Origin of the sequence: Maribacter sp. LLG6340-A2, from assembly GCF_045057105.1 — a bacterium.
In the GTDB taxonomy this organism is placed as follows: Bacteria; Bacteroidota; Bacteroidia; order Flavobacteriales; family Flavobacteriaceae; genus Maribacter.
In genome coordinates this window covers 180,485-198,464 of record NZ_CP159332.1, presented here as the reverse complement: position 1 = coordinate 198,464, position 17,980 = coordinate 180,485, and the positions used below count along the sequence as shown (strand labels likewise).

20 protein-coding genes are annotated in these 17,980 nt (G+C 36.9%); 13 read left to right on the top strand and 7 right to left on the bottom strand.

The genetic code is table 11. The features are described from left to right. Window positions 1–69: 69 nt before the first annotated feature. The 3 genes from ABVM52_RS00870 (at window position 70) to ABVM52_RS00860 (ending at window position 2,368) form a co-directional block, all read left to right on the top strand. A complete protein-coding gene (locus ABVM52_RS00870) occupies window positions 70–519 on the top strand; it encodes an FKBP-type peptidyl-prolyl cis-trans isomerase (protein WP_405382775.1) in 450 nt (149 codons plus the stop codon). 219 nt (window positions 520–738) lie between these two features. Continuing rightward, window positions 739–1,536, top strand: coding sequence for a TIGR00266 family protein (locus ABVM52_RS00865; protein WP_058105606.1), 798 nt, complete (start codon window positions 739–741; stop codon window positions 1,534–1,536). Between the two features lie 178 nt (window positions 1,537–1,714). Then, on the top strand, window positions 1,715–2,368 hold the full coding sequence (locus ABVM52_RS00860) for a DUF2461 domain-containing protein (RefSeq protein WP_405382773.1): 654 nt from the start codon (window positions 1,715–1,717) through the stop codon (window positions 2,366–2,368). Here the strand turns inward: ABVM52_RS00860 and ABVM52_RS00855 are convergent, their stop codons facing one another. Beyond that, complete coding sequence (locus ABVM52_RS00855; RefSeq protein WP_405382771.1) at window positions 2,369–3,937, bottom strand: M81 family metallopeptidase; 1,569 nt, start codon at window positions 3,935–3,937, stop codon at window positions 2,369–2,371. 325 nt (window positions 3,938–4,262) lie between these two features. On the opposite strand from ABVM52_RS00855, the gene ABVM52_RS00850 reads away from it, so the two are divergent. The 4 genes from ABVM52_RS00850 to ABVM52_RS00835 all read left to right on the top strand — a co-directional run bounded on the left by ABVM52_RS00850 (window position 4,263) and on the right by ABVM52_RS00835 (window position 7,811). Continuing rightward, entirely contained in the window at window positions 4,263–5,963 is a 1,701-nt protein-coding gene (locus tag ABVM52_RS00850) for a GMC oxidoreductase (RefSeq protein ID WP_405382769.1), read from the top strand. Between the two features lie 3 nt (window positions 5,964–5,966). Then, on the top strand, window positions 5,967–6,560 hold the full coding sequence (locus ABVM52_RS00845; protein WP_405382767.1) for a gluconate 2-dehydrogenase subunit 3 family protein: 594 nt from the start codon (window positions 5,967–5,969) through the stop codon (window positions 6,558–6,560). 142 nt (window positions 6,561–6,702) lie between these two features. After that, window positions 6,703–7,284 carry a GDP-mannose pyrophosphatase NudK gene (gene nudK, locus ABVM52_RS00840; RefSeq protein WP_405382765.1) on the top strand — a complete coding sequence of 194 codons (582 nt, stop codon included), beginning with the start codon at window positions 6,703–6,705 and terminating at the stop codon, window positions 7,282–7,284. A 23-nt stretch (window positions 7,285–7,307) separates the two neighbouring features. Continuing rightward, window positions 7,308–7,811: a peptide-methionine (S)-S-oxide reductase gene (locus ABVM52_RS00835; RefSeq protein WP_405382763.1), complete on the top strand. Its 504-nt coding sequence runs from the start codon at window positions 7,308–7,310 to the stop codon at window positions 7,809–7,811. On the opposite strand, the gene ABVM52_RS00830 is transcribed toward ABVM52_RS00835, so the two are convergent. After that, window positions 7,808–9,067, bottom strand: coding sequence for a D-alanyl-D-alanine carboxypeptidase/D-alanyl-D-alanine-endopeptidase (locus tag ABVM52_RS00830; RefSeq protein WP_405382761.1), 1,260 nt, complete (start codon window positions 9,065–9,067; stop codon window positions 7,808–7,810). The genes ABVM52_RS00835 and ABVM52_RS00830 overlap by 4 nt on opposite strands. Before the next feature lie 143 nt (window positions 9,068–9,210). On the opposite strand from ABVM52_RS00830, the gene ABVM52_RS00825 reads away from it, so the two are divergent. Together ABVM52_RS00825 and ABVM52_RS00820 are read left to right on the top strand one after the other, a co-directional pair. Continuing rightward, window positions 9,211–9,408 carry a hypothetical protein gene (locus ABVM52_RS00825; RefSeq protein WP_405382759.1) on the top strand — a complete coding sequence of 66 codons (198 nt, stop codon included), beginning with the start codon at window positions 9,211–9,213 and terminating at the stop codon, window positions 9,406–9,408. Window positions 9,409–9,488: 80 nt separating this feature from the next. Further along, the gene (locus tag ABVM52_RS00820; RefSeq protein ID WP_405382757.1) at window positions 9,489–9,890 is read left to right on the top strand and encodes a hypothetical protein; all 402 of its coding nucleotides are present in this window, start codon (window positions 9,489–9,491) and stop codon (window positions 9,888–9,890) included. Here ABVM52_RS00820 and ABVM52_RS00815 read toward each other — a convergent pair whose 3' ends face one another. The 3 genes from ABVM52_RS00815 to ABVM52_RS00805 form a co-directional block, all read right to left on the bottom strand. Then, on the bottom strand, window positions 9,891–10,826 hold the full coding sequence (locus ABVM52_RS00815; protein ID WP_405382755.1) for a LysR substrate-binding domain-containing protein: 936 nt from the start codon (window positions 10,824–10,826) through the stop codon (window positions 9,891–9,893). Between the two features lie 205 nt (window positions 10,827–11,031). Beyond that, a complete protein-coding gene (locus ABVM52_RS00810) occupies window positions 11,032–11,523 on the bottom strand; it encodes a CIA30 family protein (RefSeq protein WP_405382753.1) in 492 nt (163 codons plus the stop codon). Between the two features lie 307 nt (window positions 11,524–11,830). Beyond that, window positions 11,831–12,439, bottom strand: a complete 609-nt coding sequence (locus ABVM52_RS00805) for an FMN-binding negative transcriptional regulator (protein ID WP_405382751.1) — start codon at window positions 12,437–12,439, stop codon at window positions 11,831–11,833. Window positions 12,440–12,565: 126 nt separating this feature from the next. On the opposite strand from ABVM52_RS00805, the gene ABVM52_RS00800 reads away from it, so the two are divergent. Both ABVM52_RS00800 and ABVM52_RS00795 read left to right on the top strand, forming a co-directional pair. Continuing rightward, window positions 12,566–13,399: an alpha/beta fold hydrolase gene (locus tag ABVM52_RS00800; protein ID WP_405382749.1), complete on the top strand. Its 834-nt coding sequence runs from the start codon at window positions 12,566–12,568 to the stop codon at window positions 13,397–13,399. A gap of 68 nt (window positions 13,400–13,467) precedes the next feature. Then, window positions 13,468–14,601 carry a peptidoglycan DD-metalloendopeptidase family protein gene (locus ABVM52_RS00795; RefSeq protein ID WP_405382747.1) on the top strand — a complete coding sequence of 378 codons (1,134 nt, stop codon included), beginning with the start codon at window positions 13,468–13,470 and terminating at the stop codon, window positions 14,599–14,601. 22 nt (window positions 14,602–14,623) lie between these two features. On the opposite strand, the gene ABVM52_RS00790 is transcribed toward ABVM52_RS00795, so the two are convergent. Then, window positions 14,624–15,457 (bottom strand): endonuclease/exonuclease/phosphatase family protein, encoded by an 834-nt coding sequence (locus ABVM52_RS00790; RefSeq protein WP_405382746.1) that lies wholly within the window; start codon window positions 15,455–15,457, stop codon window positions 14,624–14,626. A 138-nt stretch (window positions 15,458–15,595) separates the two neighbouring features. Here ABVM52_RS00790 and ABVM52_RS00785 point away from each other — a divergent pair, with 138 nt between their 5' ends. Next, window positions 15,596–15,976, top strand: a complete 381-nt coding sequence (locus tag ABVM52_RS00785; RefSeq protein ID WP_405382744.1) for a glyoxalase superfamily protein — start codon at window positions 15,596–15,598, stop codon at window positions 15,974–15,976. Between the two features lie 44 nt (window positions 15,977–16,020). Continuing rightward, complete coding sequence (locus tag ABVM52_RS00780) at window positions 16,021–17,004, top strand: SDR family oxidoreductase (protein ID WP_405382742.1); 984 nt, start codon at window positions 16,021–16,023, stop codon at window positions 17,002–17,004. 252 nt (window positions 17,005–17,256) lie between these two features. On the opposite strand, the gene ABVM52_RS00775 is transcribed toward ABVM52_RS00780, so the two are convergent. After that, window positions 17,257–17,949 (bottom strand): Type 1 glutamine amidotransferase-like domain-containing protein, encoded by a 693-nt coding sequence (locus ABVM52_RS00775; protein ID WP_405382740.1) that lies wholly within the window; start codon window positions 17,947–17,949, stop codon window positions 17,257–17,259. Window positions 17,950–17,980 lie beyond the last annotated feature (31 nt).

Below are 17,980 nucleotides of genomic sequence, written 5' to 3'. Positions count from 1 at the left end.
AAATACGTAAACAACGTACATTTAGTTAACAATTACATATTTTAATACGAATCTTATACTTTATAATTAATGAAAAAATTTTTACTTCCCCTTATTATACTTGTTTTTACCAATTGTGGATCAGATGATACGTCTAAGGATTTTACCGAGGATAATGAAAACGAAATATTGGAGTTTATAGCGGATAATAATCTGGACGCCCAAAAAAGTGCATCTGGTCTTTATTATGTAATAGAGAATCAAGGAACGGGAGCAACACCAACGGCAAGTTCAGATGTTACCGTAGCCTACAAGGGATATTTTACAAATGGGTCAGTTTTTGACCAGAATGCTGAAGGCATTACGTTTAATCTTAGTCAGGTCATTGCAGGATGGACAGAAGGTATTACCTATTTCAATGAAGGTGGTAGCGGTATGTTGTTGATTCCCTCACGTTTGGCCTACGGAAATGCAGGAAGGTCTGGAATACCTGGCGGAGCCGTTCTAATTTTCGATATAGAATTATTGGAGGTAAAATAATTCATAATTGGATGTAGGTTCAAATAAACTCTGGAAATAAAGATGTATTTTGAGCTCTTCTTGTTCATCTATATTGACCTAAATTTTAAGGTATCTAGAAATAGGTAATTTTTTTTACCCGGTTTATTTATTCTCTTCCATTTAAAAAAATTACTCGTTGCTTGTAACAAAAAGCTAGCAGCTGACAACTAATAAGCATCAATCAATAAAATTTTAAAAATGAACGCACACGAAATAGATTACGAGATTTTTGGAGAAGAAATGCAATATGTCGAAATAGAGCTAGACCCGCAAGAGGCTGTTGTTGCCGAAGCCGGTAGCTTTATGATGATGGATACCGATATTAAAATGAACACCATTTTTGGCGATGGTAGTAACCAAGATAATAGTGTTTTAGGAAAAATATTTTCCGCAGGAAAACGTATGCTTACCGGTGAGAGTCTTTTCATGACCGCTTTCTTGAATATTGGCCAAGGCAAGAAACAAGTAAGCTTTGCATCGCCCTACCCGGGAAAAATATTGCCCATTGACTTATCTGAAATGGGCGGGCGCTTTATCTGCCAGAAAGATGCATTTTTATGCGCTGCCAAAGGGGTATCCGTAGGTATTGAGTTTTCAAAAAGACTGGGGCGCGGACTTTTTGGTGGCGAAGGTTTTATTATGCAAAAATTAGAGGGTGATGGCATGTCTTTTATACACGCGGGTGGAACGTTAGCTAAAAAGACATTGGGTCCTGGTGAAGTATTAAAAGTGGATACCGGTTGTATTGTGGGTTTCACCAAAGATGTGGACTATGACATTGAGTTTGTTGGAGGTATAAGAAATACCGTTTTTGGTGGCGAAGGTTTATTTTTTGCTACGTTACGCGGACCTGGAACGGTCTATATTCAGTCATTACCTTTTAGTCGCTTGGCTGGGAGAGTATTAGCTTCTATACCCAGAGGAGGAAAAGATAAAGGAGAAGGAAGTATTTTAGGTACGTTAGGAGATATTGTGGGTGGAGATAATAGGTTTTAGTGTTTAAGTATTAAGTACAAAGTATTAAGTACAAAGTATTAAGTAGGAAGTATTAAGTAGGAAGTATAAAGTATGAAGTAGGATAAAATTTTGCGCTTGTAGTTGCACTTGAACTTTACTTTTGAATTTGACTTTGGTTCATTCCAACAACCAACAACCAACAACCAACAACCAATAAATGAATTTCAACAATCAAATTACGTTCCTTAAAGAACTTCAAAAAAATAATCATAAGGATTGGATGGATGAAAACCGTAAGTGGTACAAAGACGTGCGGGATGAATTTATTGATTGGTTAGATGGTATGAATAATAGACTTTCTGTCCTTGACAGTGAATACTTTGATACTCCCGGGAAAAAAGGAATAAATAGAATCAATAATAATTTAATGTTTCATCCCAATAAACCGGTTTACAAGGACCATTTTGGGGCCGGTTTTGATAAAAAACCCAAAACAGCTGATTTCTATTTTGAGCTAGGAATTGACCGATGCATTTTTGCTGGTGGACTTTGGAGGCCAGAATCAAAAGTGTTACGGAGTGTGCGTGATGCCATTGATTATGATGGGGATGAACTTCAAAAAATTCTAAACAAAAAATCTTTTAAATCATTGTTTGGTGGTTTGTATGATGATGTAAAATTGACCAATAGCCCAAAAGGATTTGCAGCGGACCACAAGCATATAGAATTGCTTAAACATAAAACGTTTGCCGTAGAGCTTACCTTTGCTACAGCGGAAACTTTTCATGACCATTTCGATAATCGTTTAATTGACGTTTATATGGAAATGCTTCCTTTTAGGCGGTATTTAAACAAGGCAATTACCGTGTAATTATTCAGCGTTTGAAGCCGGTATCCATCGGGCGGACAGGTCAGGGTTTTCCATGTCGGCATCTAAAGGAAACATAGGTCTTTTAATACGTTTATATCCCAATCTTTGTAAATCTTGGTCCACACCGCCTGGTGTCAATGCCATAGTCCAATCGCCACGCATATCATATAATTCAGGAACTAGATATCCAATTTTAACCACTACAATATCGGTTTCCTTAGGTTGTAATCCTAAGTTGGTAAAATCGCTTAGATGGTGGTAAGGTTTCCGTTTTTTGGTGACTATGACATCAATATTGCCCACTTTAACCACAACTTCTACTTCTGCGTTGACATCCCCTTTTTTAATGGCGGTTATGGTGCCTTCCAAAGTCAGTGGTCCGGCAAAACGGTTATCTACAGCCGCACCCGCTTCCGCTTTAATTTTTCCGCCAATGCCTATTTCCAGAGCTTTTTCAACAAATTCCGGTCCCGGTATAGAGGCATAAATAAGAGATTTGCCATTTGTAGACGTAAATTCTGGTCTAGCCAACAATTCCTTCAAGGTCCAAGTAACATCACCAGCACCCCCAGCTGTGGGGTTGTCGCCCATATCGCTGATCATATAAGGTTTTTTGTCACTGGCCAATGCCAATTTCAAACTCTCGTCCAAGGTGGTGGTTGGGGCTACAAATTCAAATTGCTTTCTTACGTCCCAAAAACTTTTAGCCAACATCTCGGCACCTTGCGCAACTTTCTCCTTATCATCACCGGTAACCATTACTACGGCATGGTTGCGTGGTTCATCTGCCCACGCATAACCGATCCAAATGGCAGCATCAATAATTCCGTCTTGTTGGGTAATATGGGGTATTTTGGCATATAAACTTTTACCAGGTTCTATACGTGTACTCGTTTTTTCACCAGGTAATAGAATAGGTACTGGCACCCATGCTTTATAGGCAGGTTTCCCTTTTCCGTTTTCCAACCTGTCAATAAGATTGGTTACCGCTCTTTTTTTGGATTCAATAGCATCTTCATGTGGCGCCATACGGTAACAGGTAATTAAATCTGAATGTTTTGCCAATCTTTCGGAGACATTTCCATGTAAATCCATAGACGTTGAAATCAGGACATCGTTACCGATCACTTCACGTATGCGTGCAATTAAATCTCCCTCGGGATCATCCAAACCAACAACGCTCATTGCGCCATGTATATCAAAAAAGAGTCCGTCATACGGTTTGTTCTCCTCCAACATTTTTAAACTTTTAGTGACCAATGATTCATAGGCTTCGCGTGTAACCGTTCCACCAGGTAAAGATTTACCTACCAGTGTCGGCACCCATTCCGCTCTATTTCTATTTATGGAATCTGGTTGTAAAAATGGATATCTCGTAAAGACAGAATCGCCTACTTTGGCGTGAAAAGCTTCTTCCGTAGAAAGGGCCGGTGAAAAAGTACTACTCTCAATACCCAACCCTGCAATGGCAATTCTAGGTAACTTATTTTCCTGTGGCTGTTTGGCACTCTCTTTGCATGAAGAGAAAAACAAAGTAAATAAAAGAATGTAAATATAGTTGGCTTTCAAAATGGATGTTGGTTTTTGGTTTATAAGTAAAAGATAGAAAAAAAGACTTGTTATGGCCAATAGAATTTGCCCGATAACCAACTAGAGGCTATCAATGTTATAAAATGACCTCTTAGTTACCATTAATTCTGCGAAAAGGTTTTCGAAGGAGTTTGCCAAAATTTAGAATTGAACAATTAAATTGTAATAGCCGTAAAATTACAATACGGATAAGTAGAATTACGTTAAGCAATTAAGAGGGTTTTAAGTGACATGTTAACCTACAAAGTTTGACAGGTGCTTAAAATCAACTAAATTGGATGTTGAAATAAACTTAAATCATATAATGGCAAATTTTAATATTGATGCTAAGAAGGATGTTACCTATGATGCAATAGTCATAGGGTCTGGAATTAGTGGCGGTTGGGCAGCTAAGGAACTGTGTGAAAAAGGATTGAAAACTTTGGTGTTAGAGCGTGGCCGTATTGTTGAGCATGTTGTAGATTACCCCACCATGAATTTGGATCCTTGGGATACCGAATTAAGAGGCGGGTTGACACCAGAACAGAAAGAGAAGCATTATAAGGCCATACGATCTGGTTGGATCGGTACGGATACTGAACATTTTTGGGCAGATGATGCAGCAAACCCATACACTGAAGAAAAACCTTTCTTATGGTTGCGTGGACATCAAATGGGTGGTAAATCCTTGTTATGGGGTAAGCAGACTTACCGTTGGAGCGATTTGGATTTTGAGGCCAATGCAAAGGATGGTCATGGAGTAGACTGGCCAATTCGTTATAAGGATATAGAACCATGGTATACCTATGTAGAAAAGTTTGCGGGTATTAGTGGAGAGGCTTTGGGCTTACCACAATTGCCGGACAGTCACTTTTTACCTCCTATGGAATTAAACTGTGTGGAGAAACATGTAAAAAGTAGAATAGAGGAGCAGTTTGAAGGTAGAAACATGATTATTGGTAGGGTAGCACACCTTACACAACCACATAATGGTAGAGGACAATGTCAAAATAGAAATAGATGTAGTCGTGGTTGTCCTTATGGAGCTTATTTTAGTAGTAATGCGGTTACATTACCACCCGCTAATGCTACCGGAAATCTTACTATACGTCCTTTCTCCATAGTGCAGTCGTTAATATATGATGACAAGAAAGGAAAAGTTACGGGAGTTAGAATCATTGATTCCGAGACCAATGAGGCTATAGAATATTCAGCAAAAATAGTCTTTGTCAATGCCTCTACATTAAGTACCACACAAATCTTAATGAACTCTACATCCAACAGATTTGAAAATGGATTAGGAAACGATAGTGGAGAATTAGGACATAACCTTATGGATCATACCTATAGAGTGGGAGCAATTGGTAGGGTAGAAGGTTTTGATGATAAATATTATAAAGGAAGAAGACCTAACGGAATTTATATTCCAAGATATGTAAATATAGACGAGAAGAGCAAATCTGATAAATTCTTGCGTGGCTTTGGGTATCAAGGTGGAGCATATAGAGGAGGTAATGCCGCAAATATAGAAGCATTTGGAGCCGATTATAAGGACAGTATTTTAAAACCTGGTCCGTGGGAAATGTTCATTACCGGTTTTGCGGAATGTCTTCCATATCATGAAAATAAAATTTCATTGAATACGGATGTACTGGATAAATGGGGGCAACCAACCTTGACCATAGATGCGGAGTTTAAGGAAAATGAAAAAGCCTTGAACAAGCAAATACAGGAAGATGCCGTAGAAATGTTGACAAAAGCAGGCGTTAAGGATGTGTGGGGCTTTGATAATGAGCATCCACCTGGGTATGGTGTTCATGAAATGGGTACGGCACGCATGGGCCGTGACCCTAAAACATCGGTTTTGAATGAGTTTAATCAAGTTCACGGCGCTAAAAATGTATTTGTAACAGATGGTGCCTGTATGACTTCATCATCTTGCGTAAACCCGTCATTGACCTATATGGCTTTAACGGCAAGGGCGGCAGATCATGCGGTATCCGAATTAAAAAAATTAAATATTTAAGACATGGACAGAAGAAAAGCGTTACAAAAAACAGGTCTTTTTGCAGGGGCAACTATTTTAATGCCATCCATGCTTTCATTGCTAGAATCTTGCAAATCTGAAGATAGATTAAGCTGGGAACCTCTATTTTTTACAGATATAGAGGCCAAGACCATTGCTTCATTGGTAGATATGATCTTGCCAAGAACGGATACACCAGGGGCTTTGGATGTAAAATCCGATATTTTTATTGATAGGGTCGTTGCCAAATCATATGATAAATCCGGTCAGGAGAAAATGCGTGCAGATATCGCAGCGTTTAATGAAAAAAGCAAATCCAAATACGGAGATGTATTCTATAATTTAAGCGATGCCGATAAAACCGCCATGCTAAACGAGGCCGAAAAAAATTCAGGAAAATTTGGTAAAGGCGTATGGGGAGCCGGTGTTGGGCCACATGAGCCAATCGGTTTTTATAGGTCAATGAAGTCTATGGCCATTTGGGCCTATATGACCTCTGAAGAAATTGGTAAAAATGTATTGAGTTATGATCCTATTCCAGGTAAATATGAACCTTGTAAACCAGTTTCCGAGGTAGGTAATAAGTGGAGTTTGTAAGGCTATTGCAATAGATTGTAGCATCAATTATTTAGCCTAATCATTATTAAAAACCATCATAAAGGGTATTCATTTATGATGGTTTTTTATTGGATACAAGTTTCTAAAGTATATTTATAATCACAAATAAAAAATTTACAGTTTGAAGAATAAAAATATACGAAATATAGAAAAGGAAATACTATCGGATAACTGGTATACCCTTAATAAATACACGTTTGAATACCAAAAACCAGATGGTACTTGGGAAACGCAAAACCGTGAGGCGTATGACAGAGGCAACGGGGCGGCAATACTCTTATATAATGCGGATAAGGGTACGGTAGTGCTTACCAAGCAATTTAGAATGCCTACCTATGTAAATGGAAATGAAGATGGTATGATGATAGAGGTTTGCGCCGGTTTATTGGATGGTGATAACCCTGCGGATTGTGTGCGCAAGGAAACCGAAGAGGAAACGGGCTATAAAATCAACAATGTCAAAAAAGTAATGCAAACCTATATGTCGCCTGGTTCGGTAACCGAGATTTTATATTTGTTCGTGGGCGAGTATGATGATAGTATGAAGGTAAGTGAAGGTGGTGGCGCCGCAGATGAAACCGAAAATATTGAGGTATTGGAGTTAGCATTTGAAAAAGCTATGGATATGATTTCTACAGGGGGAATTATAGATGCTAAAACCATCATCTTACTACAATACGCAAAATTAAATCGGTTAGTTTAAGCAATAATATCCGACAAAAACATATGGATAATCTAAATACCATAGGGTTTGGAGGTGGTTGTCACTGGTGTACTGAAGCTGTTTTTATGGCACTTAAAGGAGTAGCCAAAGTTGAGCAAGGATTTATAGCGCCACAAGGTAAATTAGAAAACCTTTCAGAAGCGGTAATAGTACATTATGAAAAGGGCGTCATTGAATTAAAAGATTTGGTAGCCATTCATTTAGATACGCATAGAAGTACCAAAAAGCATGCTATGCGAGATAAATATCGTTCCGCTGTATATTATTTTGAAGATACCGACCAATTTCTTTTAAGGGAGATTATGTTAGTACTACAACAGGATTTTGCTGAACCAATTATCACGGAAATACTTCCGTTTGGAAGGTTTAAATCTTCTGATGTTCAGTTTCTTAATTATTATTTCAGTGATGTTAAAAAACCGTTCTGTACAACCCATATTTCACCAAAGATAGATGTACTGAAAAAGAAGTATGGAGAGTATTTATCCACTAAATTGAATAATTAGTAGGTATCTCTGAGCGTTTGCAGCATTGCCTCAAGTTGGTTTCGTTCTTCTTTAGTTGAATTTCTAAAGTGATTGTTCATAAAGCTAAAAATGAGCGTTTTTCCAGAGTTGGTCAATAGGTATCCACTTAAACAATAATTGTTGCTTAAACTACCGGATTTGGCATAAATATAGGGTTGTCCCTGGCCTTGAAATTTATTTTTAAGCGTTCCGGAGACACCACCTGCCGGAAAAATAGTGAAAAGCCTTTTTCTGGGAACTAACGTATACAGTTTATGCAACACATGAACCATATTTTGCGGGGTAAACAGATTATACCTGGATAGACCAGAGCCATCTACCCAGCGTGGTTGTTGGGCTAAATCTGTTAAATCGTTTTCTAAAATATAAGTTCTGGACATGGAACTATTTAAAGTATCCTTTAATTCAGAAGCCACAAGAATCAATAATTGTTCCGCAATGAAATTATCACTTTCATGCATCATTCTTGTGTAGAGCGTATCTGCTTTAATACCACGTAATGTTTTTTTTGACCCCAGTGGCATATGTGCTTGTTCTGTCAGTGTAACGTTCAATACCTCTTCCAATAAATCGGTCGTGGTAGAGGCACTGGTAATAAAAGGTACTTCTAAGGTGTCTTGATATTGAGGAGGATAATAAAATAAATTAACAGTCTCTTTTCTATGTACCGCGTTGGTAATTTGTAAGACGCTATCCCTAAAATAAGAAGGTACAACTGAGTCATTAGTAATCATAACCACATTACCATAAACGGGCAATGCATTTCTTTCTGGGGAATAGTACCATTCATAATCATCCCATGCCCAACCGGGGCCATATTTTTTATCCTGAAAATTATCGGTTATATGCACCAAATTGGTTTTGTCTTTTAGAAAATTAAGCGCTATAGAATCTTTTAAATAAGGGTGTAAGAATGATGGGTCACCGGTACCTTCAAAATACAAGGAGTCATTGGCTTCAAGATATTTAAGGGCTGGTATGTTTTCAGGAATTATTTTTAGACCGGCGTACAAGGTGAAAATTTTGGTATTGCTGGCCGGAATAAAATACTTATCACTATCTAAATTGTATATGGTGTCCTTGGTATCAGCATCAACGACCAAAACGCCGGTAAATTGATTTTTATAAAATACGCTGGAAAGTTTTTGGTCCAACTGCTTTGTAACTAGGGCTTTGTTACTACGGCATGCGCTTAAAAACAATGAAAATAGCAGTATATAATATAAGTATTTCATGGCTTCTAAAGTACAAAACATATCACTCAAAAATCTTTAAAAATTTAACATTGAAATATTTACTTTAACTTTTTATATACAATATTAAATTTCCAAAACTGTTTATCTTTATACCACAACAAACTAATTAATTAATGTAAATTATGGCTATATCAATGCTAGAGTATAGTAAAACAGTACTTAAAAAAGTAAGTTTTGATACATTGCTATTTTGCAAAGAATTAAAAAAAGCACTGAAAACCTTATTACCTGAAGAGGTAGAGGAATTAAAAGTCTGGTTAGAAAATTATATTACTGACAAACCAGAATTACAACAAAGTTTAATTTATTTAAAATCATAATTAAGAGCCACTTTAAAGTGGCTCTTTTTTTTTAAGCAACTATTTAGGTGTTTTTGTATCTATAGGGTAAACATATATTTATGAAAATTTCCATCGCTATATTTTTGCTGTTCTTTTTAACCTGTCAAAAAGACGACGTTTTTGATGACACTCCTATAGACCAAACAGGTTTAGTAGGTGAGTGGTTGCTAACGGAAACATATATAAGCCCAGGAGGCAAAACCGAGTGGAAAAAAGTAAATAATGGATATAGATATCTATTTAAAACAGATGGTAGTTATAACAAAATAAGCATAACTACGGAATCTGGAAATTATGACATAAACGAAAGTGAACTTTTTCTTTATGTTGGTAACGCTGGTGAAAAAGATACCTTGGGTTTCAATGCCAATTTTAATGAAGCTAAGACAGTTTTAACCTTATCGCCCTCATATCCTAATATCTGTATAGAAGGTTGCTTGTATCGCTATCAAAAACAGTAATTATTTGTTTAAGGGACTTATGATTTTTACGTCTTGAAAAGCAATGGCTCCGCGCACAACACTGGTAATTACTTCTTTTAGGGCATCGGTAATTTGAACTTTCAATTCTTTTTTATGGTATATCAAACTTACCTCACGGGCAGGAGAGGGGTCTTCAAAATATTTTAGTTGTTTTCTTTTTACCTGGTCTAATTCTAATGTATTCAAGTACGGCAGTAATGTCATTCCCAATCCTTCATTAGAAAGGTTGATAAGGGTTTCAAAGCTTCCACTTTGTAGACTAAAATGTTCCCCACCAATTTTTGGTGTTTTGCAAAGGTTCAATACGCCTTCCCTAAAACAATGTCCGTCTTGTAGTAATAAAATATCACCTATATCTAAATCTTCAGGTACCAATTGTTTTTTCTTTCCTAAACGGTGCTCATTAGGTACATACCCTACAAAAGGTTCATAATATAAAGGTCTTTCCTTAATAAAATCTACCTCTAAAGGTGTTGCGGCAATAGCAGCGTCTAAATGACCGTCCTGTATATTTTGTATTAAGCTTTCTGTATTTTGTTCCTTTATGATAAGATTTACCTTTGGGTATTTTTGAATGAAGGTCTTTAAGAACATAGGTAGTAATGTTGGCATTATTGTAGGTATAATACCCAGCACATAATCACCACCAATGTATCCTTTCTCCTGTTCTACAATATCTTTGATACGCGAAGCTTCATTGACTATATTCTTGGCCTGTTCCACTATTTTTTTACCAACCTCTGTTATGGTAATCGGTTTTTTACTTCGGTCAAAAAGCAGAATATCTAGCTCGTCTTCTAATTTCTGCACTTGCATACTAAGGGTAGGCTGTGTTACAAAACTCTTTTCTGCAGCCAAAGTAAAGTTTTTGTATTCTGCTACAGCAAGTACATATTGCAATTGGGTAATGGTCATATGTATAGTTTTAGGCTATAAAGTTACCAAAAACTATATTTAAAACCTATAAATGATATCAGGTGTTCACCAAATTTAGTTGGGCTATAAAATTTTAAATAAAAAGGAAGGGAGAAATAATAATTTTTATCGTGCAGAAATTCAACTGGTAATTAGTAAGTACTTATAATACAATAATTTATTGTGTTTTTGAAGAATGATGTGCTTACTTTAACCGTATATAATCTAAGGTTAAGCTAAAATCTTCTTCTTTGTTATTACCGATTAAAATTCCTATTTGAGAAAGAAAATCTCCTTGGTAATTCTCCAATTTTAATGCATCTCCCCTAAAATAGGGTTGCATTTTTTTAAAAGGAACAGTTATGGTAGTCCATTCCTTACTACTTGTAAAATGATAGATGTATGAATGCCGTTGGTGTTCCCCAGATTTACATCTAAATTGATACTTTTTGCCATCTCCTTTCAATCTAATTTCAAAAGATGTAAAATTTGATACTTCAATTCTTTCCAAATCATGTCTAACCAAACAAAAACCACCATTGTTCTCTAAGGACACATGACCGCTAAATACGCCACTACCATCCTTGTTCAGTTGAATAAGTCCCATAGATACACCGCCCATGACCTCATCGTTTACAACATGCCAATGTTTTAGTTTATCTTCTTTGGAGAACTGATATATCGTTAGGTTGTTCATAAATTTTAGGTTATCAATATGATGCTAAAACTAAATGAAGTCAAGCTTAAATCTACATTCAAATGAATATTAATTTAACTTAAAAAAAGTTGAAGAACAATCATTACTATAATGCCGCAATTAAGCTCAATTAATTTTTAGTATTCAAATACTGCTGCAAATCTTGGTAGGCAAAATAACTTATACTTAATAGTACGTAAACAAATGTCATGCAAAGTGTAAAAAGGAGGTAGCTCATGATTCATACATTTATGTTGCTACTTTATTTACGATAATATTATAAAATAGTTTGCCCTATATAGATAGATTAGGAAGATAATTTTTTCATTTCGCTCGCCACGGCTTTTTCAGCAGGTCCTCGCTTTTCCAGTTCATTAATAATTGTAGCATGGTCTTGACTTCTACCTTGAGATAATTTATGAACGGCTTGTATATCCTTAATATTAATTTCAAATCCTATAATGCCCGCAATTTGGTGCATAGTTTTATTGGACATATTGTCAATGGAGACCGGGTTTTCAGAAGTTCTTTCATATTTATCTACCAAGAGGTGTAGTGCTTTTAAAAGTTCTTCTTGATTTTGTATTCTAACTGTACCATATACATGTACGGCTATATAGTTCCAAGTTGGCACCTCTTCTTTTTTATACCAAGATGAGGAAATATAACTATGGGGTCCATTAAAGATGCAAAGGACTTCATCCCCGTCTTTTAAATTGTTACTTTGAGGATTTGCTTTTGCAATATGGCCAACCAAAACCTCTGACCCATCAGCATGAGTTCGCAATTCCAACGGAATATGTGTACCCCATGGTTTACCCTGTATGGTATTGATAAGAATACCAAAACTGTTGTTTTTTAAAAACTTACGTATCTCTTCTGGGTCGGTATTTCTATAGTGCTCCGGTATAAACATCAATGAAATTTTAAAAGGTAAATATAATGGATATATGTTCCATTTAATGAGCAAATTATTTAAGGTTTTACGCTAAGTGTGCTAAAATTGGATCGTTACCTTACCATGGAATTTAAAATTGAAAATATGCCATTTATAACAAATACAAAAGCAAAGAAACCCGTAGATATATTTTATGAAGATTATGGAAGCGGGCAACCGGTTATACTAATACATGGTTGGCCTTTAAGTAGAAAATCTTGGGAACAACAAGTATGGAAGATAGTAGAGGAAGGGTACCGTTGTATATCGTATGACAGAAGAGGTTTTGGAACAACATCCGCACCTTGGAACGATTATGATTATTCTGCCTTGGCAAGTGACTTACATGCGCTAATTGAAGAATTAGGTTTAAATGATGCCATTATTGTTGGATTTTCAATGGGAGGAGGAGAAGTAGTACGTTATTTAACGGATTATGGCTCGGGAAAAATAGCGAAAGCAGCTTTGATAAGTTCTATCATTCCGTTGGTAAAGCAAAAGACGGACAACCCGAAAGGCGTACCGGAAAAAGATTTGGAAGGTATAATAGATGCGCTTCAAAAAGATAGAGTTGGTTTCTTAAAGGAGTTTAGTAAAGGGTTCTATAATTTTGATGAGAATAAGGGAGACAGGGTTAGTCAGGCGCAATTGGATTATGACTTCACCATTGCCTCTTTTGCATCGCCCAGGGCTACAATACAAACTGCTTTGGCATGGATGCATACCGATTTTAGGGAGGAGTTAAAAAATGTTGATGTACCTACGTTAATTGTTCATGGAGATGCAGATGCTACCGTTCCTATAGCCACTTCGGCAAAGCAGGCCGCGGAAGGGATTAAGGATAATACATTTGAGATTATCAAAGGGGCCCCACACGGTTTAAATATTACCCATGCAGATGAATTGAATGAAATCTTAATTAAGTTTTTAAAAAAATAGTTAAAGATTTAAAGTAGTAAAATCGGGCCTTTGGGCCCGATTTTACTTTTATGAAGGAAACCATTTTTATGAACAAGGTAAAGTCCATAATAAGATACGCGGTTCTGTTATTATTTCTTGCTATTACAGGTTGTAAACAAGTAGGAAAGCTTACAGATGTGTTCACAAAACCTACTGCGCGGGAAATCTATGCGCGAAATTTTGAGGACAATGACCGTCAATTTACCTTATGGAGCAAGGCTTTTGAACAAGCCAAGAAAGATAGTTTACTTATTCAACTACCTTATGTGGAAGTTGCCAAAAGTTTTTCTCAAAGAAATACGGTCTATAGCTACAACGTTAATTTAAAAGAGGGTGTGGAATTGGAGATAAGTGTTGTAAATAATGATCACGCCAATCAATTTTTTATTGATGTTCTGCATATAGCTACGGATAGCAATTATGTGCAAATGGCCCATAACAAAATTAATGAGCATAATGTACGGTTAAGCATTGACAATACAGGTACATATAAGGTTCTTGTACAACCGGCAATAAATGCTCAAATAAATTTCGAATTACGGATTACCAGTGCTCCTAGATTTAGGTTTCCGGTAGTGGGTAAAGCCAATGACGCCATACAAAGTTTTTGGGGCGCAGCACGTGATGCCGGAGCACGGTCTCACCAAGGAATAGATATTTTCGCTGAACGTGGAACCCCGGTAGTAGCCGCTACAGATGGCAGAATTACATCAACAGGCAATAGGGGTTTGGGCGGAAAACAAGTTTGGTTGAGAACAGGTATGTTCGGCAAGTCACTTTATTACGCGCACTTAGATAGTATTATAGCCAAGGTTGGGGATCGGGTCATTTCTGGCGACACCCTAGGTCTAGTAGGTAATACGGGCAATGCAAGAACTACGGATCCGCATCTACATTTTGGTATCTATGCATCCGGCAAGGGAGCAATAGACCCATTACCCTTTGTGTGGAAAACCAATGTGCCGGAACAACAAAATGATATGCAAGTGGTACCTCGGATAGCAGTATCGGCCGTTAGGGCCAATCTTAGAAATAGCCCTACCACAAACAGCTTGGTTATTGGTGAGGCTTTAAAAAATGATACACTACACGTCTTGGGGCGCACCAAAATGTGGTCACATGTCCTTACCCGTAAAGGAAAAAAGGCTTTTATTCATTCAAGTTTAATTACCCAACCTTAAAGTTATAATACGGTTAGGATGTTTACTGAAATTGAAGATATGCCACTACGGGTAGATGGTCAGAAATATGTTTGTTGTTTTCCATACGGTCATCAATGTGTATATACTTATCTACAATGGCGTTCTGGACAAAAATATAATCTATACGATCCGTTAAGTTTTTTAAGGGGTCAAATCCGTTAAAGGTACCGGTGGGACCATAAAAAGGGTGTTTTGTAATTTGTTGACCGTCTTGCAGGGCATTTTGTAGAAATTGAATAGGTGCAGAATCAGGTTTCAAATTTAAATCGCCCATTAGAACCACAGGAAACCCCTCTTTGTTCAATGTTTTTATTTTGGATACGATTAATTGGGCCGCTTTTTCCCTTGCCACTGTTCCTCTATGGTCAAAATGAGTGTTGAATACGTAAAATTGTTGTTGAGAATCTAGGTCTTTAAATAAGGCATACGTACATATACGCTCCAAAGCAGCGTCCCAACCCACAGAAATTTTATCGGGAGTATTGGACAACCAAAACGTATCACTCTGCAATAATTTATATTTTGATGAATTGAACAAAATAGGAGAGTATTCACCTTTCTCCTTACCATCTTCACGACCTACGCCTATCGCTTTATAACCAGATAATTGTTCCGTTAAATAGGAGAGTTGACGGTGTAAAACCTCTTGAAGTCCTAAAATACCTGGTTCATAATACGCTATTAAATTGACCATGGCCTCTTTTCTGTCGTTCCAGTTATTTATGGTATCTCCGGTATTGTCATATTTAATATTATAGCTCATTACGGTAGCATCCTGCGCAAAAGAAATGGCAGTAATGAACAAGAAAAATAAAAGGAGAAGAGTGTTTTTCATCAGCTATGTGTATTGGTTGGTTTGAAGAGGTGAATATAAAGATATTGCATTGGTTTTTTATGGAATTAATAGTTTTAAAACAAAAGGATAATGTGTTCGTAAACTAAGGATTTTTATTCCTTTTTGTATTTTCACGGTATGGAGTTAAAAGGCTATTTACACCAAATACACCCTGTGCTTCCCGTTTGGGATGTAGTAGAGGCATTGGATTTTTATGTTAACCGTTTGGGTTTCAGAATCGCCTTTGCAGATGATGCCAAAAAGCCCAAGTATGCGGGGGTTATTAGAGATGCAATTGAAATACATTTACAATGGCATGAAGCTAAGGAGTGGGAAATTGAGATGGATAGGCCCATGTTGCGTATTGTTACCCAGAATATTCAATCCTTATATGAAGAATATGCGGAAAAGGATATTTTTAATCCCCATACCTTATTACGGGAAACCGCTTGGGGAACAAAGGAATTTGCTTTTTATGACCCTTTTAAAAATGGGTTGACCTTCTATAGGGATATTTAAAATAAATGAGATTAAGGATTTGATTATCAAAAATATATAAGTATATGAAAGTATTGTTTATTGGTGGAACCGGAAATATCAGTACAGCTAGCAGCAAGCTTGCAGTTGCCAGAGGGTTGGAGTTATATGTACTGAATAGGGGAAAGGCAAAGGTTGATATTGAAGGGGCACATTCTATTATTGGGGATATCAATAAACCGGAAGAATTAACCGAATTAAAAAAACACCATTGGGATATAGTGGTCAATTGGATCGCTTTCACCAAAGAAGATATAGAACGGGATATGGAATTGTTCACGGGTAAAACCAAGCAGTATATCTTCATTAGTTCTGCATCGTGTTACCAGACTCCCTTAAGTTATCCGGTAATTACGGAATCTACTCCCTTGCATAATCCGTTATGGGACTATTCTCAAGATAAAATAGCCTGTGAAGATCGTTTGCAAGAAGAATACCGCCAGAACGGATTCCCTATCACTATTGTAAGGCCTTCTTTAACCTATGACACGGTAATACCAATTGCTATTGGTGGGTTCGATAAATTTAATACAGCCCAACGTATATTGGACGGTAAGGAAATTATTGTTCATGGCGATGGTACTTCACTTTGGACGGTAACGCATTCAGACGATTTTGCAAAGGGGTTTGTAGGATTATTAGGGTTGCAAACCGCTATAGGTCACGCTTTTCATATTACCTCAGATGAAGTATTAAGTTGGAATATGATCTATAAAATTCTAGCGGATGCTTTAGGGAAGGAAGCTAAAACAGTACATATAGCATCAGATTTTATATGTAAGATAGAGCCGTCGTTTACGGGTACTTTGTTGGCAGATAAGGCAGAAAGTGTGTTGTTCGATAATACGAAGATAAAAACCTTTGTACCCGATTTCAAAGCCACTATTCCGTTTTCCGAAGGGATTAAAAGGACAATAAAGTGGTTATTGGAAAACCCCGAACATCAAAATATAGACGAAGAGACCGAAGCCAAAATTGAAAATGTGTTGAAGGCTTATAAGGGCTTGTAGGTTTTCGAGTAAACTAGTAGGTTGATTCACCATCCGTATTACCCACCCCTTAATCCCCTCCCGGGAGGGAGACTTAGACATTTTGTTTGCGGGCTTTTGATCAACAATTAATTTGAAATCGTCTTGTGAAATTTATCGCGAAGGATTAAAAATATGTTCAAACTATTCCCCTACTTTGGAAGGGCTAGGGGTGGGTTGTAAGTGCTTAATTCATGGAAAAATAGGTGTAATACTCAAACGGACTTCTATTATTTACGATATAATAGTAGTCGGTATCAATTCCTCAAAAATTTCACCATCTTTCAAATACACGTAATAAGAATGATTTTCATCGTTTAAGGAAACTGAAGTATGAACTTCACCATCAATAAAATGAATAGCGGAACGGTCGTCGCAGGCATAACCATCTGAAAGTTTACCTGTTTTAATATTCTCGAAATATAAGGGTCTTCGTGAACCTTCTGAGTTGTAATGCGGGCAGTGGCTTTTGTCTATAAACGCCATACCACCAACAATACTAAGTTCTTTAGGTCTAGAATCTGTAGTACCGCCATTGAACCAACATAAGGACCCTGCGCTACCACCACCCATAACTACACCGTTGTCATAGGCTTTTTTAAGGGCAACGTCTATGCCTTGAGCTTTCCAAATAGCAAGCATATTTAAAGTGTTGCCACCACCAACAATAATAGCATCCATTCGAGAAATGATTTCTTCGAAAGATTCTTTTTGGTCGTAAGAATTAATCCAAACGGAAAGAACATGCGGAGTAACATCTATCTGAGAGCAAATATCATAGAAAGAAGCAATATACTGCTCATCTTCACCACTAGCGGTAGGAATAAAACACATATTCGGTTTTTCCTTACTTGTGGCTTTGGCAATATAATTTAAGAAGGGTACGGTATGGCGACCGCTACCGTAAATAACCATTTGCTTTTTCATTACGATAAAATGTTTTGCTAAAGATAAAATG

What these genes read in the sequence shown, in the direction of transcription:
- ABVM52_RS00870 (WP_405382775.1), top strand. Translation starts at nt 70, where the DNA reads ATGAAAAAATTTTTACTTCCCCTTATTATACTTGTTTTTACCAATTGT.
- ABVM52_RS00865 (WP_058105606.1), top strand. Translation starts at nt 739, where the DNA reads ATGAACGCACACGAAATAGATTACGAGATTTTTGGAGAAGAAATGCAA.
- ABVM52_RS00860 (WP_405382773.1), top strand. Translation starts at nt 1,715, where the DNA reads ATGAATTTCAACAATCAAATTACGTTCCTTAAAGAACTTCAAAAAAAT.
- ABVM52_RS00850 (WP_405382769.1), top strand. Translation starts at nt 4,263, where the DNA reads ATGGCAAATTTTAATATTGATGCTAAGAAGGATGTTACCTATGATGCA.
- ABVM52_RS00845 (WP_405382767.1), top strand. Translation starts at nt 5,967, where the DNA reads ATGGACAGAAGAAAAGCGTTACAAAAAACAGGTCTTTTTGCAGGGGCA.
- ABVM52_RS00835 (WP_405382763.1), top strand. Translation starts at nt 7,308, where the DNA reads ATGGATAATCTAAATACCATAGGGTTTGGAGGTGGTTGTCACTGGTGT.
- ABVM52_RS00830 (WP_405382761.1), bottom strand. Translation starts at nt 9,067, where the DNA reads ATGAAATACTTATATTATATACTGCTATTTTCATTGTTTTTAAGCGCA.
- ABVM52_RS00825 (WP_405382759.1), top strand. Translation starts at nt 9,211, where the DNA reads ATGGCTATATCAATGCTAGAGTATAGTAAAACAGTACTTAAAAAAGTA.
- ABVM52_RS00820 (WP_405382757.1), top strand. Translation starts at nt 9,489, where the DNA reads ATGAAAATTTCCATCGCTATATTTTTGCTGTTCTTTTTAACCTGTCAA.
- ABVM52_RS00815 (WP_405382755.1), bottom strand. Translation starts at nt 10,826, where the DNA reads ATGACCATTACCCAATTGCAATATGTACTTGCTGTAGCAGAATACAAA.
- ABVM52_RS00810 (WP_405382753.1), bottom strand. Translation starts at nt 11,523, where the DNA reads ATGAACAACCTAACGATATATCAGTTCTCCAAAGAAGATAAACTAAAA.
- ABVM52_RS00805 (WP_405382751.1), bottom strand. Translation starts at nt 12,439, where the DNA reads ATGTTTATACCGGAGCACTATAGAAATACCGACCCAGAAGAGATACGT.
- ABVM52_RS00800 (WP_405382749.1), top strand. Translation starts at nt 12,566, where the DNA reads ATGCCATTTATAACAAATACAAAAGCAAAGAAACCCGTAGATATATTT.
- ABVM52_RS00795 (WP_405382747.1), top strand. Translation starts at nt 13,468, where the DNA reads ATGAACAAGGTAAAGTCCATAATAAGATACGCGGTTCTGTTATTATTT.
- ABVM52_RS00790 (WP_405382746.1), bottom strand. Translation starts at nt 15,457, where the DNA reads ATGAAAAACACTCTTCTCCTTTTATTTTTCTTGTTCATTACTGCCATT.
- ABVM52_RS00785 (WP_405382744.1), top strand. Translation starts at nt 15,596, where the DNA reads ATGGAGTTAAAAGGCTATTTACACCAAATACACCCTGTGCTTCCCGTT.
- ABVM52_RS00780 (WP_405382742.1), top strand. Translation starts at nt 16,021, where the DNA reads ATGAAAGTATTGTTTATTGGTGGAACCGGAAATATCAGTACAGCTAGC.
- ABVM52_RS00775 (WP_405382740.1), bottom strand. Translation starts at nt 17,949, where the DNA reads ATGAAAAAGCAAATGGTTATTTACGGTAGCGGTCGCCATACCGTACCC.